The organism is Neolewinella aquimaris (assembly GCF_014197245.1).
In the GTDB taxonomy this organism is placed as follows: domain Bacteria; phylum Bacteroidota; class Bacteroidia; order Chitinophagales; family Saprospiraceae; genus Neolewinella; species Neolewinella aquimaris.
In genome coordinates, this window is record NZ_JACIFF010000012.1 from 23670 (window position 1) to 47787 (window position 24118).

Below are 24118 nucleotides of genomic sequence, written 5' to 3' on the forward strand. Positions count from 1 at the left end.
CCTCAGCTCGTCCGCCGGCTAAACGAGGAATTACTACTGCGTCGATTGTGAGGTTTCGCTGACTCGGCGGACGAGCCTCGTGCCTCGGTCGGCCGACGAGTTAGCGAAATCTTAGTGATAGCTGCCGTCCCTCCAGCGTATCCGGAGCATCATCGAAGAGCAGGATGGTGTAGGCCATTCCCCGGCCTTCCCGGTAGAGGGCGACCAACTGCGCCTGCTGTTTATCACTAAAACTGCGCTTGGGACGGAAGGTGTACATGCGGACCCAGTCGGCGTTGAAGAGCTCTAGGTCCTCCTCTCCGAAGCTGTGTACGGCCGTCACGGCATCCTCGTCGTTGCTGCTCAGGTTCATGGCCAGGGTGGTCGCGGCGAGGTGGGGAAGCTGGTAGTAGCGATCGTTGGCTACCTCGGGCCGGATGTGGAAGCGCAGTTCCAGCTTTTCGCGGCGGGAGGCCATGGCGTAGTCGTCGATGAGGTAGTCGTTGTCGTGGCGCATCCGTTCGCGGTAGTCGCTGTCGAGCGGCGCGGTGAACCGAATGTCCAGGCTGTCGAGCAGTCGCACGAAGTCGGGCGGAAGGTCCATCTGGGCGAATGCCGGTAGGCCAGTGAGCAAACAAAGGGAGAAGAGGAGCGACTTCATAGGCGGTAAACGCTTTAGTTTACCAAATTATCGGTTGCGGTCGCTTCTTGGGTAGCGTTTTTGTATTCACGTCAATTTGCCGACGTGAGGTGGGGGGGCTTGACGGCTGAAGCCGTAGTTACTGTGTCGATGGGTAGTTAACAGCTTGACGGTTGAAGCCATCGCTACTGGGCTGAAGCCATCGCTACTGGTTGCGTTCGGCTAGTTGATCGGGGGCGGGGGTTACGGAAGCTTGGTGCCGGTCGACGGCCGCCTGGATCGCTTCCAGGATTTCGGGGTGAGCGGCCGCAACGTTGGTGGTTTCCCCGGGGTCGGCACCCAGGTGGTAGAGCAGGGGCGGCGAGTGCTCCTCGCGCGGACCGAACTGACCGTAGTTGCCCTGAGTGAAGTAGTGAGATTTGTACTGCCCGACGCGGGCCGCATCCAGGTGGGTGCCCCGGTAAAAGAACATCTCATTGCGTGGACTATCGGCACCGACCGCAAGCGTCTCGGTAAGATCGAGACCGTCGATGATCCGGTCGTCCGGCAGTGCGACACCCGCCATTGCACTGAAGGTGGGAAGCAGATCGAGGGTGGAGCCTATGCCACGGACGGTCGATCCCGCGGCCACCCGCCCTGGGCCCCAGAAGATGGCCGGTACCCGGTGGCCCCCTTCCCAGGTAGTGCCCTTGCCGGCGTAGAGTCCCCCGGAGCTGCCGCCGTCCAGTCCGTAAGAGCGCCAGGGCCCGTTGTCGGAGGTGAAAACGACAACGGTATTTTCCGCCAATCCTTCCTCCCGCAACAGATCAAGAATTTGACCTACACCGTGGTCGATCTCCTCAATCACGTCTCCGTAAAGCCCCCGCTCGCTGGTGCCCAGAAAGTCAGTGGAAGCAAAGAGCGGGACGTGGGGCAAATTGTGGGCGAGATAGATAAAGAAGGGCGCTTCGCCACGATTGCGGATCACGTCCATCGCCTCTTCCGTATAGCGTCGCGTGATGGTCAGTTGGTCCGCCGGACGCTCGACCTCAGAAGTGTCCCGCAGCAGGGGGACGTTAAAGTTCTCGGGGCGGATGGAGTCGTGCGACTGCTTCCAAAAATCATGGTACGCCAGGGCCGACATTCTGTCCATGTCGTTGGAGTACGGAATACCGAAGTAGGAGTCGAAGCCGTGATTGGTAGGCAGGTACTTTGGCAGGTGGCCGAGGTGCCATTTGCCGATGGCCGCAGTCCGGTAACCTGCTGATTTGAGCTGCTCGGCCAGGGTAACCTCCGTGGCGGGCAGGCCGCCGGTGCTGTTGGGGAAGAGCACGCCGTGGCGATTACTGGTCATTCCGCTGCGAACGGGATACCGACCGGTCAGAAGTGCGGCGCGACTGGGCGTACAGACGTTAGCGGCGACGTAGAAACTGGTCCACCGCTGTCCCTCCCGCGCCATCTCATCAAGTCGGGGCGTCCGGATGCTGGGATGGCCGTAACACGCGAGATCGCCGTAGCCGAGATCGTCGGTGAAGATGATGACGAAATTGGGCGGTGGGTCTTGGGCGACTAAATAACCGGACAGGGCAAAGAAAAGTAACTGAAGAAGGGTGCGCATGGGATGAAGATAATCACCCCCGCTTCTTTCTGCTCGACGTGCAACGCCTCGGCCTTAGGTCAGGCGGTCGGCGAGCAGATCGAGATCACCGATGTTGTGGTTGGGTGACTTGGCAAGGGGGTATAATACCTGCCCGGGCCGCGCAATGAAGGCCGTCTGCAACCCCGCCCATCCGGCGCCGGCGATGTCCCAGCCGTGGGCGGCGACCAGCATGCAATTTTCGGGTGACTCATCCACGTAGTCGCAGGCCCAGGAGTACACCTCCCGGTGGGGCTTGAATTTGCCGACGGACTCGACGCTCAGCAGCTGCTCGAAATAGGGTTTTAGGCCGGAGTTGCTCATCTGGTCCTCCAGCGCTTCGGTGCCGGAGTTGGTGAGGGTGAACAGGCGGTAGCCTGCACTACGTAAGCGATCTAGGGCCACGGCGACCTCGGGGTGGGGTGGCAGCGAGCGGATCGGCTTCAGTACCTCTTTCACCTCCTCTTCCGAAAGCGTTGTGTCGTTCTGCCGGGCCACCATCTGCAGGGTAGCGGCTCCGATCTCCCCGAAGTCCGCGTAGCGATCGCCGACCGTAGCTACGAGGGAATACTGGAGCAGCGTCGTAAACCAAACCTTTACGAGTTCTTCCCGGCCGCCGAGTGCCCGGGCGACGCTCTGCTTGACGGGCGCCAGGTCGAGCAGGGTCTCGTTGACGTCGAAAAAGATGACTTTGGGTGAATCGGGCATGCCTACTGGGGATTTGTTTGAATAAAGGTGGCGATCCGCTCGGCAACGGCGGGTGCCTGATCTTCCTGTAAGAAGTGCTTGCCGGGTACTGTATGCACGGTGGATAGTCCGGCTACCCGTTTGATCTCTTCGCCGTAGGTTTCGAGGGTCAGTGCCGGATCCTCACTTCCCCAAATGGCCTGTACGGGGTAAGGGACGTCCTGCACCGCCCGGTAACAGCGGTCCCGGTAGGCTTCGGAATCCGCGAAGTTGCGCATGATCTTCAGGAAGGCCGTACCTCCGTCGTCGCGTTTCAGTAGATCGACGTATGCGTTGCTTTCTTCCTTCGGGATCTGGCTGCTATCGGCTACCCCCAGCCCTTTCCACATGAGCTGCCAGGTTAGGTGATTGATGGTTGCCAACTCCGCTTCCCCGATCAGCGGAAGCTCGAAGGGGCGCATGGGCAGGGGTTTTTTGAAGTTGACCACGTCGATCCAGGTATTAAGAATCGTCAGTGAGGCAATCCGGCCCCGGTGATCGTCGGCCAGCGCGAAACCGACCGGTCCACCCACGTCGTGGACGACCAGATGGTAGCGATCGAGTTCCAGGGCATCCGCGGCGTGGGCGGCAAACCTCGCCAGACTGGCAAAGCCGTAGTCAAAGTCCTCCGGCCGATCGGTAAAACCCAGCCCCGGAAAATCAAAGGAAATGCCCCGCAGTCCACGCTGCGCCAGTTCGTCGACCACCTTGCGGTACAGAAAGGAGGAGGTCGGTACGCCGTGGAGACAGAGGACTGCCTCGCCCGCTCCCTTCTCCAGGACGAAGGTGTTCAACCCCTCTACGGTGATGAATTTCCCGGCTGCCCGGTGATCTTGCAGTACGTCGGCGGAGGTGCGGTCGCTCATGTCGGTGGTGTTTACATCGATATACCTAATCTAAAGCCCAATGTTTCCCAAGAAGCAGGAGATGGGGAACCTTTTACTCAGGCACCGGATACGGGCGGTCGATCCAATGCCTCGATTTCACGTTTATACGCGGAGGGTAGAATCAAATCCTTAATCATTCTGTCCAGCCCGAGATATTTGCTCAATTTATAGCCGCCGAGCAACGGTTGCAATAGGGAAGCGCGCCGGTACGAGAGCAATTTCCTCACCCGTTCCGGCACGACCAGGTTCTGAGCCTCCAGCAGCAACCGGTAACGCACCGGGCCCAGGTGCTTGCGGTACTGGCGAAATAGGTCGGCTGTGTAGTTACTGTGCACTAGGTTTTGCTCCAGGTGCCGTTGCCGGGCTACTTCCCATTCTCCGTAGGATTGCGGAAGATTACGGACCCCCATTCGGCTACCGACGCGACTGAAGACAGTAAAAATCTCCTCCCGTTCGGCTAGATTAAGTTCCCGTTCCAGTATTTCGAAGGCGCGCATGGAATAATCGATCAGCATGAACAGTACGTCGCGGTATGCCCAGTCCGGTATGCGGGCACCCCTCCGGTCTTCCACTGCGGCGTGAATTTGTGCCATGGTGTCGATGGTCCGGTGAGCCGCCGCACGGTTGGCAAATACGATCGTGCGGGCGTAACCGACGGTCGAAAACAGCCGCCCTAGCGGATCGGCCGGCAGCCGACCGGTGAAGTACAGCCAGTCGACCGCTTTGTTAAGCGCAAACTCCGCCGCGGCACCCGCAAAAATGAAGAGAATGGTATCGCCGTCCCCCCAGATCCGCCGCACGATCGATTCCTCCCTAACGAAGTATTCCATAGGCTCATCCATTACACCGGTACCCGCATCACGTCGGGTCACTGAAAGTAGGCAAACGGTATTGCATTAATAAAGTTCTTTTAATTGTAAAGTTGTCCATCCGCTAAGTTTTGCCCTAAACTGATAGGGTGGGTGGATGGGCGTGCCCCGCTAGTTATTGGAGCAATGCAATCACGGTAGAAAGCCGTCCTGCCTAGGTAAAGTCCAGCGATACATCCGGGGGCGAACCGATGAGGCTTCGGAAGGTGTTGTCTGCCTTGTGGCAACTGACTCCTGCGGGCAGTTCGGTCAGGACAAAATGAAAAACCTGGTCCTCAATTATATAGCTGCCCGCCACCGGACTCAGGGAAGTCGGAATGGAGAATTTGCCAGCATGTCGGTCGCCGGCAAAGGACCCGTCCTTCGCTCGAATGGCATTTCGTAACCGGTCGATCAACTCATCTACGGGTTGATGGAACGTAATAGGAAATTCGCAGTCGGCCATAAGCTGAGTATTTGGGGGCGTACTTGTTGCAATCCCCCGCGGCGGTGAATGTTTGCTCGGGGCGGTCAATCTTTTTTGGATTCGATGTATAAATCTTTCTCAGGCAGTGCAGGGTCGGCTTGGAAAGCCTCAACCTTAGTTGCGGGGTCGGCTTAGAAAGCCTCAACCTTGGGGGTGTGTGAAAGGATGAGCCCTTCTAGGGCGACCCTGAAGTGCGGGTGCTACAGGGTCGGCTTAGAAAGCCTCAACCTTAGTTTACAGGGTCGGCTTGGAAAGCCTCATCCTTAGGTTACTTCACCATGCCGGCATCGATCACCGTCTGGAAGGTATCCTCCATAGTTTCCCGGAGTGGCCGGAAGGAAAGACCGAGCTCCTCCTTGACCTTGGTGTTGTCGGCCCGCCACGGAACGTTGACGTTGTTACGAATAAATTTGCGAGAGAACAAGGAGTTTACGAGTGGTCCCACGAGCATGAGCAGCCACTTGGGTAGGGCGTTTTTAGGTAAGGGGAACCGGTCGCCGTATTTGGGTAGTAAGAGGTTGCTGAGCTCCACGAAATCGGTATTGTACGCGGAAGTGAGGTACCTGCCCTCCGCCGCGGGAGTGAAGCCCGCCCGGTAGTGGGCTTCGGCCACGTCGCGCACGTCGACGACGCCAATCCCGATCTTCGGGGCACCCAGTTTCATTTCGCCGCCGCCGAGCAGGACGATCATATTTAGGGCTTCCGAAGTGTTTGCTTCGGCGTTGAGGGACGGGCCGAAGACCAGACTCGGATTGATCGTTACCAAATCCCACCGCTCCTGCGCCCCCGCCATCTCCCACGCCTTGCGTTCGGCGAGCGTTTTGGAGTAAGAGTAAGGCTGGTAATCCAGGGATGCCGTGTTGTTCCACACCGCTTCGGTCAATCGGCCCTCCGGGGCATTCACGGTGTCGACCGCATCGGTGTACATAGCGGCGCAACTGCTCGTCACGACCACCCGCTTGACGGACGCTACCTGATTGGCGGTATCCAGGACGTTCTCCGTGCCGTGGACCGCGGGTTCGATGAGCTCCGTTCGTGGGTCCTTCACCTCCGTCACAAACGGCGAGGCGGTGTGGAAAATCAATTCGCAGCCCTCCATGGCTTCCCGGTAGGATCCCGGCACCAGCAGATCGGCGCGGAAGAACTTGATCTGCCCTTCGGTAGCGGCAGCGGCCCTTTTCAGGTGACCGATTTTGTGTTCGTTGTCGGGATCGCGCACCGCCGCGTGAACGGTCATACCCTTCTCCAGGAGCAACTTTACCAGCCAGCTGGCGACGTATCCGTTGGCACCCGTTACGGCGACCGGCTTCGATTGATCTATGCTTGTCATGCGATTCTTTGGGGTTCGGTGGGCGTTAGCTGCCCTTGCTCTGCGCTTCGGCGTACTGACGGAAGTTGTCGAGGATGGACTGCCAGCCCTGTTTTTGTACGTCCCTGTCCTCGCCCGGCTCGGGATCGAAGTCGATCACCACCCCGGTACCTTCTCCCTCCCCTTCGGAAAAGTCGACGCTGACCTTGCGCCCATTGCTGAGGGTGTAGGCGATGTGGGTTTCGGGGCTTACCTCGTCGTAGGTGCCTTCGAGGTCGAAGCTCATGCTGCCGTCCTTGGCCGCCATGGTGATGCGGAAATCGCCACCTACGCGCAGGTCGTTTACCGCGGCCGGACAGTGCCAGTCTTCCGAAGCGAAGTTCCAGTTGATGACGTGCTCCGACTCGGTGTAATAATGCCAGGTCTCGTGGAGGGAGGCGTTGACGGTGGTTTGTACGGTAATCTGTTCGGTTGCCATTACGTTGCGGTTTCCTCACCTAACCCCGCCCGCACTCCGGGGTTCATCCGACGGAGCGGAAGCTTACACCGTTCGGATATCGCACACTTTTCCCGCCGACCAGACGAAGGAAATCGACCGCAGGCAGGGTGGCTCCCCCCATTCGAAGGTCAGCTCGAAGGTGGCCGTGTCGAGGTCGTTGTTGGTGATGAAGGCCAGTTCACCGTCCCAGTCGCCGGGCCTGATTTCCGGGTGGCGACCGGGTTGTCGGGCAATCTGGCGCCGCAGGTCGTATTTGATGTCGTCTACCGAATCAATGATACGACCTACTGCTGCGAGTTGACTGCGGTAAGGTCCGGCCGCCGTTCCCTCCAGGATGAGGTCGGTGGGGATGCGCTGTCGGGGACACTGGTATTTTCCGAACCAGGTACACGCCGCAGTTGGGGCTGCGGAACTGACGTGCGCCGTCATGACCCCCAGTTGTTGGTGGGCGTAGCGGATCTTTTTGCCGAGCAGCCAGTCTTTGGTGTGCATGATTTTTCCGATGGTTGACTAAAGTCTCGGAAGGATAATGTAATCCCAAGCCCGAATCGCATAACCTGCGGAAGTTTAACCTTTTGCGCGTCGGCACTTTGCAGTTGCCTTACTTCTGTCGCTCCAAAAAAGCAACCAGCGAGGCCAGCTCCTCGAACGAGAGGGCGTTCGCCAGTCCCTCCGGCATCATGGAGGTGGGCAGTTCCTCCCGATTCGTGATGTTGTCCTTGGCCAGTTCGGTGCTGTTGCCCCCGATGTCGCGTAGCGTGAGCTGGTCGGCGGATTCCGCGGTGACGAAGCCGACGTAGGCGTTGTCGTCCTTCGTCTCGATGAGGTAGGAGGAAAATCCCTGGGAGATGGAAGCGTTCGGCTTGAGGATCGACTCGGTGATCTGGTCGCGGGTCATGATGGAGCCGATCTGTCCCATGAAGGGTCCCTTCATGGCGTCTCCCTTCTCGACGGCATGGCACGCTATGCACCCCTGGCTGGTGAACAATTCCTTGCCGCGGGCCGGGTTGCCCTCCGTTTCGGCCATTGCCAGGATGACGTCTTCGATCGAGGCATTGCCCACTTCGCCCTTCTTGCCGGAGATGGCGTTCAGGTCCACCGTGTTTTCAGCGGCGACGGCCTCCTCGGTCACCACCCCGAGTTCAGGGATCTCCATCCGGTTGCGCTCGTTCAGAAGGGCGAAGAAGCGCTGCTTTTCCGGACCGGCCGCCCGGGCTTCCCCGGTAAGGAAGTCTTTGATCTTATCCGAAAATTCCCAGTTAACGCCCTTGTAGTACGGGCCGTGGGTGTCCGGGCGGGTGCTCCACCACCAGTCGCCGGCGTAGGGTGCCTCGTGGGTGTAGAGGCGGCCGAGGGTAGCCAGGATTTCTTCCTTCACTCCGGCATCTTCTATCGACCCATACGCATCGATCAGCCCATCTACGGTCTCCGGGCTGTGCAGGTACCGGAGTGTCCATAGGGCAAGTTTCGGATTGTCCCGGATTGCGCCGATGGTCGCATCAACGGCTTCCAGCTCAACCAGCGAACGGACCGCCAGGTGGGGAAGGACGATTTCGGAATTCGGCGTTGCGTGGGGTCCCTCGGTGCCGGGTTCCGGTGCCTGGGCAGATGCCGGGACGGCGACCGTCAGGAGGGTTTCCGCGGCTTCCGGTTTACCTAGGCGGCCCAAACCGGTGATTGCGGCAGCCCGTACCCGTGGATTGGCGTCGTCGACCGCGGTAAGGAAAGGATCGAGGGGCACGGCTTCCAGACAGCTTTTGCGATCGGCCAGTGCCCGCAGGGCGAATTCACGCAATTTGTCTTGCTTACTCAACTCCACCAATTCTTCAGCTCCCTCGCTGCAGGTGAGCTGGGCGTAGGTGTAGATGCCAGCGACCCGTGCTTCCAGTGTCGCACTTTGCTCCCGCGCTACCCGCAATGCAACCGCCGCCGCTTCCCCGGAGGGACGGGTGAGTAACTCCTGCTGGGCGTGGAAACGCGCCACCGAATTGCCGGCCCTGAGCAGTTCGCCCAGATCTTCCACCGACGCGGCCGTCAGGTCCGGAAACGCTTCGTAAGTCCATCCTTCCGGCACCACCCGCACCACGTAGCCCTTATCCGGACTGCCCCGGTAGCCGGCCCCGTCCCAGGCGGCGAGCAGCATTCTTCCGGATCCGTCGAGGTCGATGTCGGTGATCTGGGGGAGTTCGATGAACTCTTCGTCCCGCTGGGTGAAACTCGGGCCGTCCATCTCCACGCGGTGGATGTACAGTTGGTTCCTGCCCCAATCGGCCATCATGGGCACATGGTTGTAGCGGGCCGGCCAGCGGTCGTCGTCCATGAAGTAGCTGCCGGTGCCCGAGCCTCCACCCACATCGATCAGGGCGGGTAGGGTCTCTTCCGTAAAGTGCTTGAAGAGGGTGGGGTAGCCGTACTCGCCGCTCTGCAGGTGGTGGAGGAAGCGGACGTTCCAGCCGCCGCCGTCGTTGGTGTTGCCGCGGGTGTAGACGTTCATAAACGGATCGATGGCCACGTCGTAGATGTTGCGGGTGCCATGGGTGTAGACCTCCATTTCCGTCCCGTCCGGCCGCACGCGCACGATCCCGCCGCCGAGCATGGTCATTTTGGTGCCCGACCGGTCTTCGGCGTTATGGAAGCCGAAGTCGCCCACCGCAATGTAGATCCAGCCGTCGATGCCCATACGAATGCCGTTGGTGGCGTGGTCGGTGCCCCGATCCTGGAGCGGGGTGGGGGAGCTGATGTGGGTGATCAGGGGTCGCGAAGGACCGTCGGCTATACCGTCACCGTCCTTATCCTCGAAAACGACCAGGTCCATACCGGCCGCCACTTGCTCTCCCTCCCCGAAGGCCGTATGCAGTACGAAAAGTTTATCCCCAACCGGCATCAATCCGCGGGGGTTGTCGACCAGCGCGTATTCCGATTGCGTTTCGTAGGTGCCGTCGTTGTCGCGGTCCACCAGCCGTACGATACTTCCCTTCCCGGGTTCCTTGCCGAGCGATCCCATCTTGTCCACCCCCACGAAAACTTCTCCGGTAGGCAGCACGGCCAGGCAGGCGGGGCTGGGGACGATGTCAGGACCGGCAATCTGTTCCATCACGAGTTGGGCGGAGTCCGCGGGAGCAGCGTCCGGGGTACCATAGTACGTTTCCAGTTCCGCCGTGTCGGTGGTGGTCGAGGATTGTTCTTCGGGGGTACAACTGAAGGGTAAAAAGCAGAGCAGGCTGGGGAAGAGCAGAATTCGTAGGGGCATGAAGCCAGTGTGTTTATTGGGCGAGAAGCTGGAGTGGCGTACAGGAGGGGCTAAGATATACAGATGGCGAGACGAATGGAGTAAACCGCCGCCTTCCCTTCCGATTAGCGTGTGTTAACGGTTACCCGCCAGTTGCACCTCCCCCGCCATCGCTTCCTCCATACATTTCGTCACAAAGGTGGCATAGGCCGCACTCCCCTCCGCGAGGATGGCGATCGGGATGCGCTCATCTACATTATGCAGGTGCTCCAAATAGCTGCGATCGATTTTTACCGGAATGGAAGAGTATGCCGGTATCCCGTGGGAGCGGAAGATCCCGTCGTCGGAGAAATTTGGGACGAAGATTTTGGAGACGTGACTGTCCGGATACCTTTCCAGGATGGTGGCCTTCAGCAGGCGGTAGAAAACAGTATGCTCGGTCGATGGATCCATTTCCGGCATTTCCTTGATCACGGTCAGTTTGATGGAGTCGTTCTTCAATTTCCGTCTCAGGCGGGCCAGAAATTTTTCGGAAGAGGCGTGGGGCAGCAGGCGGCAATCGAGCAGAGCGGTCGTAGCACCGGGCACCACGTTCACTACACCGTTGTGGTTGTCGAGGTCCGTCAGGGTGATGGTGTTGGAGAACAGCGCGAAGATCTCGGGCTGCTTACGCAATTTTGGTACGATCAGTCCCCGAAACAATCGCGGATGCTTGAGCACGAAACCGGTGACGCCCCGTTCCAGGGAGCCGAGTTGGCGCAAAATATCGACGTTCAGGTCGGTGAAGATCGCCGGTTGCCTTCTGCGCAGCAGTCGGTGCAGGGAGCGGACCATCTCCTTGTTCGAATACGTTACGGGAGTGATCGAGCCGTGTCCGGAGGTGTGTATCTTACTTTCCAGTTTGATCCACAGGGCCCGCTTGTGTGCCACGGAGATGCCGAAAATGTCCCGTTCCGGAAAGCGTTGCAGTACGCCGCGCAGGGCCGGGGGACCCTCGCCGATCACCACGGCGGGATTGAGCCGGTCGAGGTGATGCTTCACCACATAACGGGCCCCTCCCTCGCACTGGGTTTCCTCGCAGGAGACCGCCAGGAAGGTCACGTTGTAGGGGACGTCGGTATGCTCGTATTGCTTTAGGATAGCCAGAATTCCGGCCAGCTGCATCACCCCGGCCCCCTTGTTGTCGAATGCTCCCCTTCCCCAAACTTCCGTGTCGGTGATCTTGCCGCAGAAGGGGGGATGTGTCCAGGCGGTCGTGTCGCCGGGGGGCACCACGTCGATGTGGTTCAGGAATACGATGTTGGGCAGGTTCTGATCTAGCGGACGGATGGAGGCGGCGAAATTGAAGTTGCCGTTTTCATCGCCCATCTGGGTGATGTGCAGCCCGTTTTCCCGACAGAGCTCCCGCAGGAATTCCCCCGCCGACCGCTCATTGCCACTTTCCGAAGGGTGTTGGACGTACTCGCTCAGTATCCGGACCACGTCCGTTGCCTTCCCCTGATGCTGTAGGTAAGAGGAAAAATCGAGCTGAGCGAAGCAGGTCGCCGGTACAAGGAACAGGACGATCGGCAGCAGCGGCAGAGATTTTATACCTGTAAGCATGGGGTACACCAGTTGGGTATCCGATGGAAAGATTGGGTGTGTGCAGTAAGGAATCGCGATTTAAGATAGGGTAATTCCAGGCGACCTCCGATCCAATTCTAGTGAGCGGCCACTTCACTAATGAGAAAATTTACTTACTCAGTTGGAAGAGTCAGTTTCGCAGCCTACCTTTGTTATGTCATACATAATACTACCCCGTGAAGGACCTTATTGCTGCCACCTACGCCCCGATGCATTCGGATGGCTCCCTTAACCCGGACATCATCGGCACCTACGGGGATTTCTTACGAAACAACGGGGTGGCGGGGGCATTCGTCAATGGTTCTACCGGTGACTTCGTATCGCTGAGTACCACCGAGCGTAAGCAGTTGATCGAAGCCTGGGCGAGGGATCGGCCGGCTGACTTTTACTTAGTGAATCACGTAGGGCACACAAACTTGCGGGAAGCGCGGGAGCTGGCGAGTCACTGCGCGGACAGCGTTGATGCGATCGGAGCACTGGCTCCGTACTATTTCCGATTGCGTACGCTAGATGGTTTGCTGCACTACTGCAAGGAAATCGCAGCGAGTGCGCCCAGTACACCCTTCTACTATTATCACATTCCCGTCCTGAGTGGGGCAGACTTCGCAATGGCGGAATTTCTGAAGATGGCCACCCGCGAAATTCCCACCTTCGCCGGCATTAAGTATACCCAGGTGAACCTGGCGGACTATGCAGCATGCGTCGAATTCGACGGGGGGAGTAGCAATGTTCTGTTTGGGGTCGACGAGATGCTGGTCGACAGCTTGCCCCTGGGTGCCCGGGGATGGGTCGGAAGCACCTACAACCACCTGGCCCCGCTCTATACCGAACTTATCACTCACTACCGCACCGGGAATATAGACGCTGCCGCAGCTCTCCAAAAAAAGGCCGTGCGCTTCGTCGAAACGCTCGACGGACTGAGCGGCTTCAACGGTGCCGGTAAGAGCTTCATGAAAGAACTGGGGCTCGACTTCGGTCCCACCCGCTTCCCCCACCGACCGCTTACTCCCGGTAATCGGGAATCAGCGCTGCGTACACTCGAAGAAAATGGCATCACGCCTTACCTCAGCAAATTGCCTGCGGCCACTACCTAAGGCGGAGTCGGATTCCAACAACTAAAGCATGCCCCACCATAGGCGGAAAAACTGTCGCCATAAGCATGCACCAAAAAACTTATGTATAACATAATACTATTGTCCTATCTTTACTCCTCCAAGTCGATCTCCACAAACTAGTCCACATGATTTACTCCTACCCTCCCTCGCTTTCCGGGCCGACGCCGCGAATATCCCTCCTCGTCGTGGTCTTTTGCTTGTTCTGCAGCACCGCCTTTGCTCAGGGCAATACCGTGACCGGAACGGTAAATGACAACAGCGGCTTTCCCCTACCGGGAGCCACCGTAGCCGTTAAGGGAACTACGCAGGGCACACAAACGGACCTGGACGGCAACTACACGCTGCAGGTACCACCGGAAGCGACGCTCGTCTATACGTTCATTGGGTATACGACCCAAGAAATTGCCGTCGGCGGTCAGTCCGTGATCAACGTACAACTCGAGGAGGACGCCACGACCCTCGGCGAGGTGGTCGTGACGGGCTACGGTACCCAGTCGCGGGCTAAGATGACCACCTCGGTATCCAAGCTGGACAGCCGCGTACTGGAAACCTCTACCCGGTCCAACGCCGCCACGGCACTCCAGGGCAACATTGCCGGTCTGCGCGTGACCAACTTTACGGGGCAGCCCGGCTCCACGCCGCAAATCATTCTTCGCGGGGGAACCAACTTTAGCGGGACGGGATCGCCTTTGATCCTCATCGACGGAATCCCCGGCAGCTTTTACGGTCTGAACTCCGACGACATTGAGTCCATCGAAGTACTGAAGGATGCGGCGGCGACCGCGATCTACGGAGCCCGATCGGCAAACGGAGTGGTACTGGTAACCACCAAGACGGGCAAAAAGGGACGCTCGAGCATCAGCTTCAAGCAGCGCTACAGCGTAAATCACGAACGGGAGACTCCCGCCTACATCGGTGCGGCCGACTTCATCCGCTACAATCGCCAGGCCGTCCAGTACTACCGGGAAGCGACTGGCCGGGAAACCGGATTCGCGGCCTTCCTCGACGGTGCCCTGGCCTTTGGCACCGGGGGCAATACAACCAACTCACCCTTTACGACGCAATTCCTCACCGACGACAACCGCTACCTGCTCAATCAGCCGGGGTGGAACACCGTGACCGATCCACTCGATCCGACGCGGGAGATCCTCTTTATGGAGAACGACGTCAGCAAAAACATCTACCAGGACAGCCGGGCCATCGACAGCTATATTTCCGCCGACGGGGGCAACGATAAGGGCACCTACTACCTGGGTCTGGGCTACCTGGACAACGACGGATTGATTCTGGGTTCCGGCTTCAAGCGGTATTCCGGTAAATTCTCGGGTTCTTACGAGATCACGGACCGGCTCCGGGTCAATTCAAATATCCTGTATACCCACTCCAATCTGAGCCAGAGTCCGTTGGGTGGTGACGACACGGTGTTTCGCCGGTTCGCCGGTCAGGCCCCCACCTCCCGGGTGTACAACAATAACCCTGACGGGACGCTCTCGCAGGACCTGAATCCGGGCACCAACTTCGGATTTGGCAACCCCCTCTACTACATCGATAAGTTCGACCGAAGCAACCTCGAGCAGCGCCTTTCCGCATCCGTGGGCCTCGACTGGAACGTATGGGAAAATTTGAAACTAGCGGTCATCGGCAGCCACTTCACGATCAACAACCAGAACGCCTCCTTCAACCGCGCTTACCTCAACGGCAGCACCCTTATCACCAGCCGCAACGCCAGTGCAAGCCTTGGTCGGACGCTCCGGAACCAGTTCACCGCCACCGCGAACTACACCAAGCGCATCGCCGCCCACAATTTCGACTTCTTACTCGGCGCCGAGTACTACCACGACAACTTCTACTCCCTGAGCGCGGCGACCCAGAAATCACCCACCGACCTCATCGGCACCCTCAACGCAGGCAGTGAAGCAAATGGCGTACCCAGCAGCTTCGAAACGGAGAACAAGATCATCTCCAACTTCGGCCGCATCAACTACGACTTTAACGACAAGTACCTGCTGAGCCTTACTTACCGCTACGACGGATCTTCCCGCCTCGGCAACAACAAGTACGGCTTCTTCCCGGGCATCTCCGCGGGTTGGAACCTGAGCAACGAGGAGTTCTTCCAGAATCTTGGTCTGGCAAGTACAATCAACGTACTTAAACCACGCATCAGCTACGGCGTCAACGGCAACCTGGAATCCCTGCCCGGCAACTACGGCGTCTTCGGATCCTACGGCTCCCAGGGCATCTACGACGGCCGGACCGGATATGCCAACACCGGGCTGCCCACCCTCGACCTGAAGTGGGAACGGGCCACGACCCTCAACTTCGGCCTCGACGTCTCCCTGTTCAACTACCGCGTCTCCCTCTTAGCGGACTACTTCATCCGTGACGTAGAGGATAAGATCGCCGGGCTGACGCTGCCGTACTGGACCGGCTTCAGCTCCATCAGCACCAACAACGGTACCCTGCGTAACCGGGGCGTTGAACTCCAGCTGACCGCGGAAGTGATCAGCACCGAAGCCGTGAGCTGGCAGCTGCGCGGTACGCTGTCGCACGTCCGCAACTACGTGGTCAAACTGCCCGACAACGACAATGAATTCAACCGTCAGGGTGGCTCGTTCATTAACGATCCGAATACCGGTGAACAGGTCTGGATCGGCGGACTGCAGGAAGGCCAGCGCGTGGGTACGGATCTGGTCGTGACCTACATCCAGGATTACATCTACGCCGATCAGGCCGCCGTCGACGCCGACGCCGAACGGGTGGATGAATTATTACCCGATCCCACTATGCGCTACCCCGGCGACGTAGCCTGGGTGGATACCAACGGCGACGGGATCATCAACAGTTTCGACCGCAGGGTGGTAGGACGGACGACACCGGACTTCAGCGGCGGATTCTCCTCCAACCTGAAGTACAAGAACCTTTCGCTCTACGTTCAGACGGACTTCGCCACCGGCCACGTCATCTACAACCATATCCGCGGCAAGGGATTGGCCCAGACGCAGGGCAACCTCAACCAGGATGCACTCGTCCTCGACTCCTGGACGCCCGACAACCGGAATACGGACGTACCCCGCTTCGTCTTCGTGGACGCCCAGCGTAATATTTTCCGGGGCAACGAAGGCACGGTGAACAGCCGCTTCTGGGAAAAGGGCAACTACCTCGCACTGCGGGAAGTGACCCTGAGTTACAGCTTCCCCACTTCCACCTTCCGGGACCGCATTAAGGGGCTCAACGTGTACGTCACCGGTTCCAACCTGCACTATTTCAAAAGCTACAGCGGGGATACGCCGGAAACCGGTGGATACCAGGCGGGAGAATTTCCGGTGCCGCGGGTATACACCGCCGGTCTAAACCTAACCTTCTAAAAACAACGCAATGAGATATTTAACAATCGTAGCCGCGCTGCTGGCATTCAGCAGCTGTGAAAGTCAACTCGAACTCGTTGCCCCCAGTGAACTTACGGCCGCCGGCTTCTGGGATTCGGAAACGGGCGCACGCGCGGCACATACCGGTCTGTATGGCACCCTGCGGGGCGAGAACAGTACCCTGTGGCTACTCGGTGAAATCCGGAGCGACGTATGGGGCGGACAGACCTTCGAATCGCCCTCGAACCTCGATCTGATCGAATCGAACATCAACGTTTCCAACGTGCCCTTCAACGGCTGGGCGGGAATCTATTCGAATATCTACCGCGTGAATGATTTCATCGCCAACGTGGAAGACATCGACTTTAACCGGGATGAGGACAAAGCACACCTTCAGGGACAGGCCTACGGCATCCGCGCCCTGTACTATTACACCCTGCTGAAGACCTGGGGAGATGTACCCATCGCCACGGAACCGCTGGTATCCACCGATCCGGAAGGACTCAGTAAGGTGCGTGCACCGCAGTCCGAAGTAATGGCCCTGATCAAATCGGATCTCGAAACTTCCCTGAGCTTCTTTGGCGACGACGGATCGTTCTGGGAAGGCAAGCGAGTATACTGGTCGAAGGCCGCCACTCTCGCCCTGAAGGGAGACGTCTACATCTGGTCGGGTACCCTGCTCAACGGCGGGGAAGCCGATTACCGGGAGGCAAAGGAAGCCCTGCAGGAAGTTGAGACCCTGGGTGTGGACTTGGCGGAAAATTACGCCGACCTCTGGTCAACGAGCAATGAGAACAATGCCGAATTCATCTTCGCCCTGCAGTACGAAAAGGACGAGGCCACTAACTTCTACTCCCTCATGACGGGCCGGACCACCGAAATCCAGCCCCAGTTCGATAGCGACGGCAACCCGCTGGCCGACTACATCGTCAACGGCAGCAACCGCTACGGACCGTCCGAGAAGACACTTATCCTAACGGACGACGAGGCGGACTCCCGCAAGGCAGCCACCTTCACCCGCCTGTACACCGACGACAACGGCGGCGCGGGATACCCCACCTACACGGCGGATAAGTACTTCGGATCCATCATCGCCAAGTTCGACGGGAGCCTGGACGGAAGCATCCGGATCACGGACAACGACGTTCCGCTGTATCGCTACGCCGATGTCTTGTTGCTCCTGGCGGAAGCGAAGAACCTGCTCGGTGAAGATCCTACGGAAGAAGTCACGCGTATCCGGAAGCGGGCCTACGGTGACAACTACGATGAGTCAGCACACGGTTTCACCACGGGATCGCAGGAGGAGAATACCCGGGCAATTCTCGAAGAACGGTATAAGGAATTTATCGGTGAGGGTAAGCGGTGGTGGGACCTGCGGCGTGCCGGCGACCAGTACGTCCTCGAGCAGGTCGAATTCCTTAGCACCGACAATGCATACAAGCTTGTACTACCTATTTCGCTGGATATGATCGGCCGCAATCCCCTGCTCGAGCAAACCCCGGGGTACGACTAGCGGGAACCGGTTACCGGCTTCCGTTCCTGAACGCATGATCGAAGTGGGGCTCCAGGTGCCGACGCATAGCATTGCGGAAGCTTTCTGGGGTCCCCTTTTTCAGGACATCGAGCAGCATGCCGTGGGATACGAATTCCCCCTCCGAATAATGATAGACGTCCGGGTTGGTTTTGGTTTCCTTCAGGTATACGTAGTTAAATACCGGTAACAGTAAATCCTGGAATTTTTGCAGGGTCACGTTATTCGACATTTGGTAGAGCTTGCCGTGGAAGGCAATCTCCTTGTCCAGGCTAAAGCGGATCTTCTGCGTAGCGGTGGCTTCCTCCTCGGCGACGATGCGCTCCAGTTCTTCGAGGTCTTTCTGCTGACGGTTCTCGAAGAGGAAATCCGCCATCCCCATCTCCAGGATAAGGCGCAATTCGAAGAGCTGCTTCATAGTGTCCTCTCCGAGTAGGGTAGGGTCCAGCACCCGGGCGAAGTTGTTGATGATGTCGGGCTGCTTGAAGATCATTCCCCTTCGCTTTTTGGACTCCACGAGCCCCAGGGTACGCAGGCGCAGCAGGGCCTCCCGGACTACGGTCCGGCTTACGCCCAAAGAATTAGCCAGATCGATCTCCTTCGGAATGGCATCGCCCGGAACCAGCTCATTGTCCTTAAAATATTTCAATAGCCGTGATTCTACCTTATCCACAAGTGACTCGGTACCTACGGGTTCTAATTTTTTAAGTTCCATATAGCGGATTATCTGATACTGATTGCCTGCCCTTGCGTGGGTCGGGTAACAACAAAGAAAAGCAAATTCTACTTACCTTAGCATTATGTCATACATATAATATGAGCCTGTCCCAGCGTTACCAACAAAATTTACTCGACGATGTGCTCCCATTCTGGGAGCGCCACTCACCGGATCCGACCAACGGCGGCTACTTCACCTGTCTAGATCGTCGGGGAAAGGTATACGACACCGACAAGTTCATTTGGTTGCAGGGCCGGCAGGTCTGGACCTACTCCATGCTGTACAACCGCGTAGAGCAGCGCGACAACTGGCTGGAAACGGCCAGACTAGGTGCCGAATTTCTGAAGAAACACGGCACCGACGATGTAGGTCACTTTTACTTCTCGGTCACCGCGGAAGGCCGGCCCCTCGTGCAGCCCTACAACATCTTCTCCGATTGCTTTGCGGCTATGGCATTCAGTCAGTACGCCAAGGCATCCGGCGACGCTGCGTACGGAGAACTGGCCCGCATCGCCTACTTCCGTATCCTGGAACGTAGCGACAACCCAAAGGGGCAGTACGAAAAAACCACCGGCGTACGCAAACTAAAGGGGTTCGCCCTCCCGATGATCCTCTCTAATCTGGTCCTCGAGCTGGAAGATCACCTAGATCCGGAAGAGGTTGACCGCACCCTGGACCACAGCGTCCACGAGGTCATGAACGTATTCCTGCAATCCGATACCGGGCTGATCCGGGAAGCGGTCCAGTCCGACGGATCTACCCACGACAGCTTCGAGGGCCGGCTGCTCAACCCGGGACACGGAATCGAGGCCATGTGGTTCATGATGGACATCGGGGCCAGGAGGAATGACACGGAGCTCATCCAACGCGCCGCGGATACCGTCCTCCGCACCCTGGAACACACCTGGGACGTAGAGCACGGCGGCATATTTTACTTCATGGACGCCCACGGCCACCCGCCCCAGCAACTGGAGTGGGACCAGAAACTCTGGTGGGTCCACCTGGAAGCCCTGGTCGCCCTGGCCAAGGCCTACGAGCACACCCGTAGCGAGCAGGTAAGGACCTGGTTCCAGCGGGTCCACGACTACACCTGGTCCCACTTCCCCGATCCGGAGTACGGCGAGTGGTTCGGTTACCTCAACCGACGCGGCGAGCCCCTGCTTGCGCTGAAGGGAGGAAAGTGGAAGGGTTGTTTTCACGTACCCCGGGCCCTGCTGCAGTGTGCCCAAAGCTTAAAAAAATCAGGATTATGAAAATCACCTTTTCCCTCCTCATCGCCATCCTCTGTGCCGCGCTGGTCACCGCCTGCAAGACACCGCAGCGCAGCGACTCCCTTACGATCGAGGCCCGTCAACCCGTACTGCCCATACTGGCCGGACGGGAAAAGAATAAGGTGCTGGCCATCACCGTAACCAACGGTCAGGGTCAGTCGGGCACCGCCATCCATTCGTTCTCCTTCTCGCTGGAAGGCTCGAGCGGGCTCAGTGACATTCAGCGGGTCCAACTGCTTTATTCCGAAACCGGCGATTTCTCGAAATCCGGGGTGGTGGGCACCCAATCCGCCGTACGGACCGAATTCGACATAGCGCTCACCGAGCCGATCGTAGCGGATACGGGCGAGTTCTGGTTGTCATTGGAACTCGTCGACCGGCCCGATCTGTCGCAGCGGATCACTGCCAATTTGCTTGCTGTTGAATTAAGTGACGGCACCCGCGTCCCCGCCCGAATGTCCCCGCAGTCGCACCCCCAACGCATCGGCCTGGCCCTCCGCCAGGCGGGAGAGGACGGCGTTGATACCTACCGCATCCCCGGGCTGGCCACCACCAACGAGGGAACCCTGATCGGCGTATACGACGTGCGCTACGACGATCCCGTGGACCTGCAGGAAAACGTCGACGTAGGCCTGAGCCGCAGCACCGACGGCGGACAAACCTGGGAGGAGATGAAGATCATCATGGACATGCAAACCTTCGGCGGACTCCCCGAAGACCAGAACGGCATCGGCGATCCGGCGGTACTGGTAGACCGCAATACGAACACCATCTGGGTAGCCGCCCTGTGGCTGCACGGATTTCCGGGAGAACGCGCCTGGAATGCTTCCCAGCCCGGCATCGAGCCCGCGAAAACCGGCCAGTTCGTGCTGGTGAAGAGTAAAGACGACGGCCTGACGTGGTCCGACCCCATTAACGTGACGGCCCAGATGAAAAATCCCGCCTGGCAGCTCTTCTTCAACGGCCCCGGAAAGGGGATCACCATGAGCGACGGCACCCTGGTCTTCGCCGCCCAGTTTAAGGACGAAAATCGAATCCCGCACTCCACCATCATCTACAGCAAGGACGGGGGAGAAACGTGGACGGTAGGCACCGGCGCCAAATCCGAAACCACCGAGGCCCAGGTAGTAGAACTCTCCGACGGCTCCCTCATGCTCAACATGCGCGACGACCGCAACCGCAGCAACCGCCAGGATACACTGAACGGCCGCTCCGTAGCCATCACGACCGATCTCGGCCAGACCTGGACGCAGCACCCCACCTCGCGCCGGGCGCTGCAGGAGTCGAATTGCATGGCCAGCATCATTGCCTACGATCATCCGGAAAAGGGAAAGGTCCTGTTTTTTTCCAATCCCGACACCAAAGTCACCCGCAACCACATCACCATCAAGACCAGCTTCGACGACGGCATGACCTGGCCGGAGGAAAACCAGCTCGAACTCTACGAGGAGAATACCTACGGCTATTCCTGTATGACGATGGTGGATGAAGACCACATCGGCATCCTCTACGAGGGAAACAAGGAGTTGTACTTTGAGAAGATCGCGCTAACCGAATTATTCGCCGAGTAGTAAACCAAACGAATGCACCACTTCGCGAAATTGACCGTCGGCCTCCTGTTTTTACTACTGGGATGCAGTTCCCTGCTTTTCGGTCAGACCACCCCGCGAATCAGCCTGTCCGAACTGCCCGAGCTTCCCGTAGCCCGCGGCGACTCGGCCTCTATCGGCTACGCGGGCATGGTGGGCGGCCCGGTAGGTGGCGCGATCATTGCGGCTGGCGGGGCAAACTTTCCCGCGGCACGACCCTGGCGCGGGGGTGAGAAAGTGTACAGCGATCGCATTTTCGTGCTGGTAGACCGTAAGTGGCAAGAAACCGAGACGCGGCTGCCCACCCCACTCGCGTACGGGGCCTCGGTCGCCCTGCCGACGGGCATTCTGGTCATCGGCGGAGAAACCGGAGAAACGACTACCGACCGGGTATTCCTGCTGCGGTACAGTGCGGCTTCCGGTATGGAAATGCAGGACTATCCGTCGCTCCCCGAGCCTCTGGCCTACACCTCGGCCGTGGTGGAGGACGGCTACGTCTACGTGGTGGGCGGCAAAAACGACGCGCGCAGCGTGCGATCCTTTTACCGGATGGAGCTTGCGCGGGCGGACCGCTGGGAACGACTACCCGACCTACCCGGTCCGCCGCGGGCCCTCCACGCCGTAGCGGTGCAGGAAACCCAGGAATCGCGCAACCTCTTCGTGGTGGGCGGTCGCAACCAGGTAGCGGGGCAAAAGTCGGACCCCCTCACCACGATTCTTTCCTACGACCTACGTCGCGGCAGCTGGCACGAGGAGGGAGAACTGGCCATTGATGGGCAGACCGTCGTAAGCATGGGCGGATCGCTGGTCGCTACCGGCTCCATGCACCTGTTGCTCTATGGTGGCTCCGACGAGGTGCTGTTCAATGAGCTGGAAGAACTTTCCCTACGTATACCGCAGGCGGGGGGAGATTCCGCGCTGATTACCCGCCGGGACGAAATTCTCGACCACCACCCCGGCTTTTCCCGCCGCGTACTGGCGTACAATACCATCACCAAGCGGTGGTTTACCTACGATTCCCTGTCCGTCCCCCTGCCCGTCACGGCCCTCGGCTTCATGGACGGGGAAAACTTCGTCGGCGTGTCGGGAGAAGTGTCGCCGGGAATTCGCACCCCCGGGGTAAGATCCTACCGCGCCGCTGAAGCGGCCCAGCCCTTCGGCCTGTTCAACTACGCGGTACTGGCCGGCTACCTGCTGCTGTCGGTGCTCATCGGGGTGTACTTTTCCTACAAGCAGAAATCCACGGAAGATTACTTTACCGGCGGCGGACGCATCCCGTGGTGGGCTTCCGGCCTGAGCGTCTTCGGTACGCTGCTGAGCGCGATCACCTTCATGGCCATTCCGGCGAAGTCGTTCACGACCGACTGGTCCTTCTTCATGCTCAACATCACGGCCATCCTGATCACGCCGGTGATCGCGCTGCTGTTTATTCCATTCTTCAACCGCCTCCGGATCCGGACGGCCTACGAGTACCTCGAGAAAAGATTCAACTACGCCGCCCGGGTTTTCGGTAGCCTTTCCTTTATCCTGTTCCAGTTGGGGCGCATCGGGATCGTGCTGCTGCTGCCGTCGCTGGCCATTTCCATTGTGACGGGTATTCCGGTCGAGGCCAGCATCCTGATCATGGGTTTTCTGTGCATCGTGTACACCACCTTTGGCGGGATCGAGGCGGTGATTTGGACCGACGTACTGCAGGTGATCGTCCTGATGGGGGGAAGCGTGCTGGCCGTGGTCTGGATCCTGCTGCACACCGATCAGTCGGTGGGGGAGATGATCACCTACGCCAGCGAGCGCAATAAATTCAATCTGGCGGACATGAGCTTCGACTTCACCCGCTCCACCTTCTGGGTCGTCTTCATCGGCGGGCTCGCCTCGGCCATGATCACCCAGGGCACTGACCAGACCATCGTGCAGCGCTACCTCACGAGTTCCAGCATCGAGGATTCCCGCAAGACCCTGTACACCAACGCGGTGATGACGCTGCCGGCTACCATCATTTTCTTCAGTCTGGGTACCCTGCTCTTCATCTTCTATTCCGAGCGGCCGGAAGCCCTTTCTCCCACTATGTCCAACAACGACTCCATCTTTCCCTGGTACATCGTCCGGGAGCTGCCCGTCGGGGTGTCGGGCCTGCTTGTGGCCGGCATCTTTTCCGCGGCCATGAGCAGCATCAGCAGCAGTCTGAACTCCGTGTCCACGGCCTTCTGCAACGATTTCTATGCCCATTTCCGTCCCCAAGTAGCCGACCTGCGCCTGTTGCGCATTGCCCGCATCGCGACGATCATGACCGGCATCCTCGGCGTGATTCTGGCCCTCTGGATGGCCAATTCCAACATCAAATCGCTGTGGGACGAATTCTACCGTTACCTCGGGCTGTTTACCGGTGGCCTGGGTGGTTTGTTCCTCCTCGGCATGCTCACTACCCGCGCCAACGGGCGGGGTGCCCTGATCGGCCTGACGGTGAGTGCCGTGCTGATCTGGTACGTGAGCGTGTACACCCCAATTAGTTTTCTCATGTACGCATTTTTCGGGCTTACGTCCTGTTTCGTCTTCGGCTACGCCTTTAGCTTGCTGTGGCCGGCCGACCAGCGGTAACGTCCGGGCAACCCATTTGGGCGGGGACACAGGTGCGGTGAATGTCCGTGTGAGCGTAGAATTGGGTACGAGGATGTTCGTTTTAAGCGGTT

The 24118-nt window shown here is 58.8% G+C and carries 18 protein-coding genes; 6 read left to right on the forward strand and 12 right to left on the reverse strand.

Annotated elements, in window-relative coordinates:
• Positions 1 to 100: 100 nt before the first annotated feature.
• The 11 genes from GGR28_RS18390 to GGR28_RS18440 all read right to left on the reverse strand — a co-directional run bounded on the left by GGR28_RS18390 (position 101) and on the right by GGR28_RS18440 (position 11821).
• Complete coding sequence (locus tag GGR28_RS18390; RefSeq protein ID WP_183497299.1) at positions 101 to 640, reverse strand: hypothetical protein; 540 nt, start codon at positions 638 to 640, stop codon at positions 101 to 103.
• A gap of 184 nt (positions 641 to 824) precedes the next feature.
• Positions 825 to 2216: a sulfatase family protein gene (locus GGR28_RS18395; RefSeq protein WP_183497300.1), complete on the reverse strand. Its 1392-nt coding sequence runs from the start codon at positions 2214 to 2216 to the stop codon at positions 825 to 827.
• A 54-nt stretch (positions 2217 to 2270) separates the two neighbouring features.
• Positions 2271 to 2942, reverse strand: coding sequence for a haloacid dehalogenase type II (locus GGR28_RS18400; protein WP_183497301.1), 672 nt, complete (start codon positions 2940 to 2942; stop codon positions 2271 to 2273).
• Positions 2943 to 2944: 2 nt separating this feature from the next.
• A complete protein-coding gene (locus GGR28_RS18405; protein ID WP_183497302.1) occupies positions 2945 to 3826 on the reverse strand; it encodes an alpha/beta fold hydrolase in 882 nt (293 codons plus the stop codon).
• 77 nt (positions 3827 to 3903) lie between these two features.
• On the reverse strand, positions 3904 to 4677 hold the full coding sequence (locus GGR28_RS18410; protein WP_183497303.1) for an oxygenase MpaB family protein: 774 nt from the start codon (positions 4675 to 4677) through the stop codon (positions 3904 to 3906).
• Between the two features lie 193 nt (positions 4678 to 4870).
• A complete protein-coding gene (locus tag GGR28_RS18415) occupies positions 4871 to 5161 on the reverse strand; it encodes a hypothetical protein (RefSeq protein WP_183497304.1) in 291 nt (96 codons plus the stop codon).
• 289 nt (positions 5162 to 5450) lie between these two features.
• Positions 5451 to 6512: an NAD-dependent epimerase/dehydratase family protein gene (locus GGR28_RS18420; RefSeq protein WP_183497305.1), complete on the reverse strand. Its 1062-nt coding sequence runs from the start codon at positions 6510 to 6512 to the stop codon at positions 5451 to 5453.
• Positions 6513 to 6537: 25 nt separating this feature from the next.
• The gene (locus GGR28_RS18425; RefSeq protein ID WP_183497306.1) at positions 6538 to 6969 is read right to left on the reverse strand and encodes an SRPBCC domain-containing protein; all 432 of its coding nucleotides are present in this window, start codon (positions 6967 to 6969) and stop codon (positions 6538 to 6540) included.
• A gap of 63 nt (positions 6970 to 7032) precedes the next feature.
• The gene (locus GGR28_RS18430) at positions 7033 to 7482 is read right to left on the reverse strand and encodes a hypothetical protein (RefSeq protein WP_183497307.1); all 450 of its coding nucleotides are present in this window, start codon (positions 7480 to 7482) and stop codon (positions 7033 to 7035) included.
• Between the two features lie 109 nt (positions 7483 to 7591).
• Positions 7592 to 10240: a DUF7133 domain-containing protein gene (locus GGR28_RS18435; protein WP_183497308.1), complete on the reverse strand. Its 2649-nt coding sequence runs from the start codon at positions 10238 to 10240 to the stop codon at positions 7592 to 7594.
• A gap of 114 nt (positions 10241 to 10354) precedes the next feature.
• Positions 10355 to 11821 carry a M20 family metallopeptidase gene (locus tag GGR28_RS18440; RefSeq protein WP_183497309.1) on the reverse strand — a complete coding sequence of 489 codons (1467 nt, stop codon included), beginning with the start codon at positions 11819 to 11821 and terminating at the stop codon, positions 10355 to 10357.
• A 197-nt stretch (positions 11822 to 12018) separates the two neighbouring features.
• Between GGR28_RS18440 and GGR28_RS18445 the strand changes: the two genes are divergently transcribed.
• The 3 genes from GGR28_RS18445 (at position 12019) to GGR28_RS18455 (ending at position 17835) form a co-directional block, all read left to right on the forward strand.
• A complete protein-coding gene (locus GGR28_RS18445; protein ID WP_183497310.1) occupies positions 12019 to 12936 on the forward strand; it encodes a dihydrodipicolinate synthase family protein in 918 nt (305 codons plus the stop codon).
• A gap of 146 nt (positions 12937 to 13082) precedes the next feature.
• Complete coding sequence (locus tag GGR28_RS18450; protein WP_183497311.1) at positions 13083 to 16322, forward strand: SusC/RagA family TonB-linked outer membrane protein; 3240 nt, start codon at positions 13083 to 13085, stop codon at positions 16320 to 16322.
• Positions 16323 to 16332: 10 nt separating this feature from the next.
• A complete protein-coding gene (locus GGR28_RS18455) occupies positions 16333 to 17835 on the forward strand; it encodes a RagB/SusD family nutrient uptake outer membrane protein (RefSeq protein WP_183497312.1) in 1503 nt (500 codons plus the stop codon).
• A 10-nt stretch (positions 17836 to 17845) separates the two neighbouring features.
• On the opposite strand, the gene GGR28_RS18460 is transcribed toward GGR28_RS18455, so the two are convergent.
• Positions 17846 to 18568, reverse strand: coding sequence for a FadR/GntR family transcriptional regulator (locus tag GGR28_RS18460; RefSeq protein WP_183497313.1), 723 nt, complete (start codon positions 18566 to 18568; stop codon positions 17846 to 17848).
• Positions 18569 to 18669: 101 nt separating this feature from the next.
• Between GGR28_RS18460 and GGR28_RS18465 the strand changes: the two genes are divergently transcribed.
• From GGR28_RS18465 to GGR28_RS18475, 3 genes are read left to right on the forward strand one after another with little or no spacing between them, the layout of a single operon-like run.
• Positions 18670 to 19824 (forward strand): AGE family epimerase/isomerase, encoded by a 1155-nt coding sequence (locus tag GGR28_RS18465; protein ID WP_183497314.1) that lies wholly within the window; start codon positions 18670 to 18672, stop codon positions 19822 to 19824.
• Complete coding sequence (locus tag GGR28_RS18470) at positions 19821 to 21413, forward strand: sialidase family protein (protein WP_183497315.1); 1593 nt, start codon at positions 19821 to 19823, stop codon at positions 21411 to 21413. The genes GGR28_RS18465 and GGR28_RS18470 overlap by 4 nt, the downstream gene beginning before the upstream one ends.
• A 12-nt stretch (positions 21414 to 21425) precedes the next feature.
• Complete coding sequence (locus GGR28_RS18475; RefSeq protein ID WP_183497316.1) at positions 21426 to 24026, forward strand: sodium:solute symporter family transporter; 2601 nt, start codon at positions 21426 to 21428, stop codon at positions 24024 to 24026.
• The last annotated feature ends 92 nt before the right edge of the window (positions 24027 to 24118 follow it).

Bases quoted from the DNA above. Each gene is read 5' to 3' on its own strand.
- GGR28_RS18465 (WP_183497314.1), top strand. From the start codon at position 18,670: ATGAGCCTGTCCCAGCGTTACCAACAAAATTTACTCGACGATGTGCTC.
- GGR28_RS18395 (WP_183497300.1), bottom strand. From the start codon at position 2,216: ATGCGCACCCTTCTTCAGTTACTTTTCTTTGCCCTGTCCGGTTATTTA.
- GGR28_RS18405 (WP_183497302.1), bottom strand. From the start codon at position 3,826: ATGAGCGACCGCACCTCCGCCGACGTACTGCAAGATCACCGGGCAGCC.
- GGR28_RS18400 (WP_183497301.1), bottom strand. From the start codon at position 2,942: ATGCCCGATTCACCCAAAGTCATCTTTTTCGACGTCAACGAGACCCTG.
- GGR28_RS18410 (WP_183497303.1), bottom strand. From the start codon at position 4,677: ATGGAATACTTCGTTAGGGAGGAATCGATCGTGCGGCGGATCTGGGGG.
- GGR28_RS18450 (WP_183497311.1), top strand. From the start codon at position 13,083: ATGATTTACTCCTACCCTCCCTCGCTTTCCGGGCCGACGCCGCGAATA.
- GGR28_RS18390 (WP_183497299.1), bottom strand. From the start codon at position 640: ATGAAGTCGCTCCTCTTCTCCCTTTGTTTGCTCACTGGCCTACCGGCA.
- GGR28_RS18430 (WP_183497307.1), bottom strand. From the start codon at position 7,482: ATGCACACCAAAGACTGGCTGCTCGGCAAAAAGATCCGCTACGCCCAC.
- GGR28_RS18425 (WP_183497306.1), bottom strand. From the start codon at position 6,969: ATGGCAACCGAACAGATTACCGTACAAACCACCGTCAACGCCTCCCTC.
- GGR28_RS18420 (WP_183497305.1), bottom strand. From the start codon at position 6,512: ATGACAAGCATAGATCAATCGAAGCCGGTCGCCGTAACGGGTGCCAAC.
- GGR28_RS18415 (WP_183497304.1), bottom strand. From the start codon at position 5,161: ATGGCCGACTGCGAATTTCCTATTACGTTCCATCAACCCGTAGATGAG.
- GGR28_RS18470 (WP_183497315.1), top strand. From the start codon at position 19,821: ATGAAAATCACCTTTTCCCTCCTCATCGCCATCCTCTGTGCCGCGCTG.
- GGR28_RS18475 (WP_183497316.1), top strand. From the start codon at position 21,426: ATGCACCACTTCGCGAAATTGACCGTCGGCCTCCTGTTTTTACTACTG.
- GGR28_RS18440 (WP_183497309.1), bottom strand. From the start codon at position 11,821: ATGCTTACAGGTATAAAATCTCTGCCGCTGCTGCCGATCGTCCTGTTC.
- GGR28_RS18455 (WP_183497312.1), top strand. From the start codon at position 16,333: ATGAGATATTTAACAATCGTAGCCGCGCTGCTGGCATTCAGCAGCTGT.
- GGR28_RS18460 (WP_183497313.1), bottom strand. From the start codon at position 18,568: ATGGAACTTAAAAAATTAGAACCCGTAGGTACCGAGTCACTTGTGGAT.
- GGR28_RS18435 (WP_183497308.1), bottom strand. From the start codon at position 10,240: ATGCCCCTACGAATTCTGCTCTTCCCCAGCCTGCTCTGCTTTTTACCC.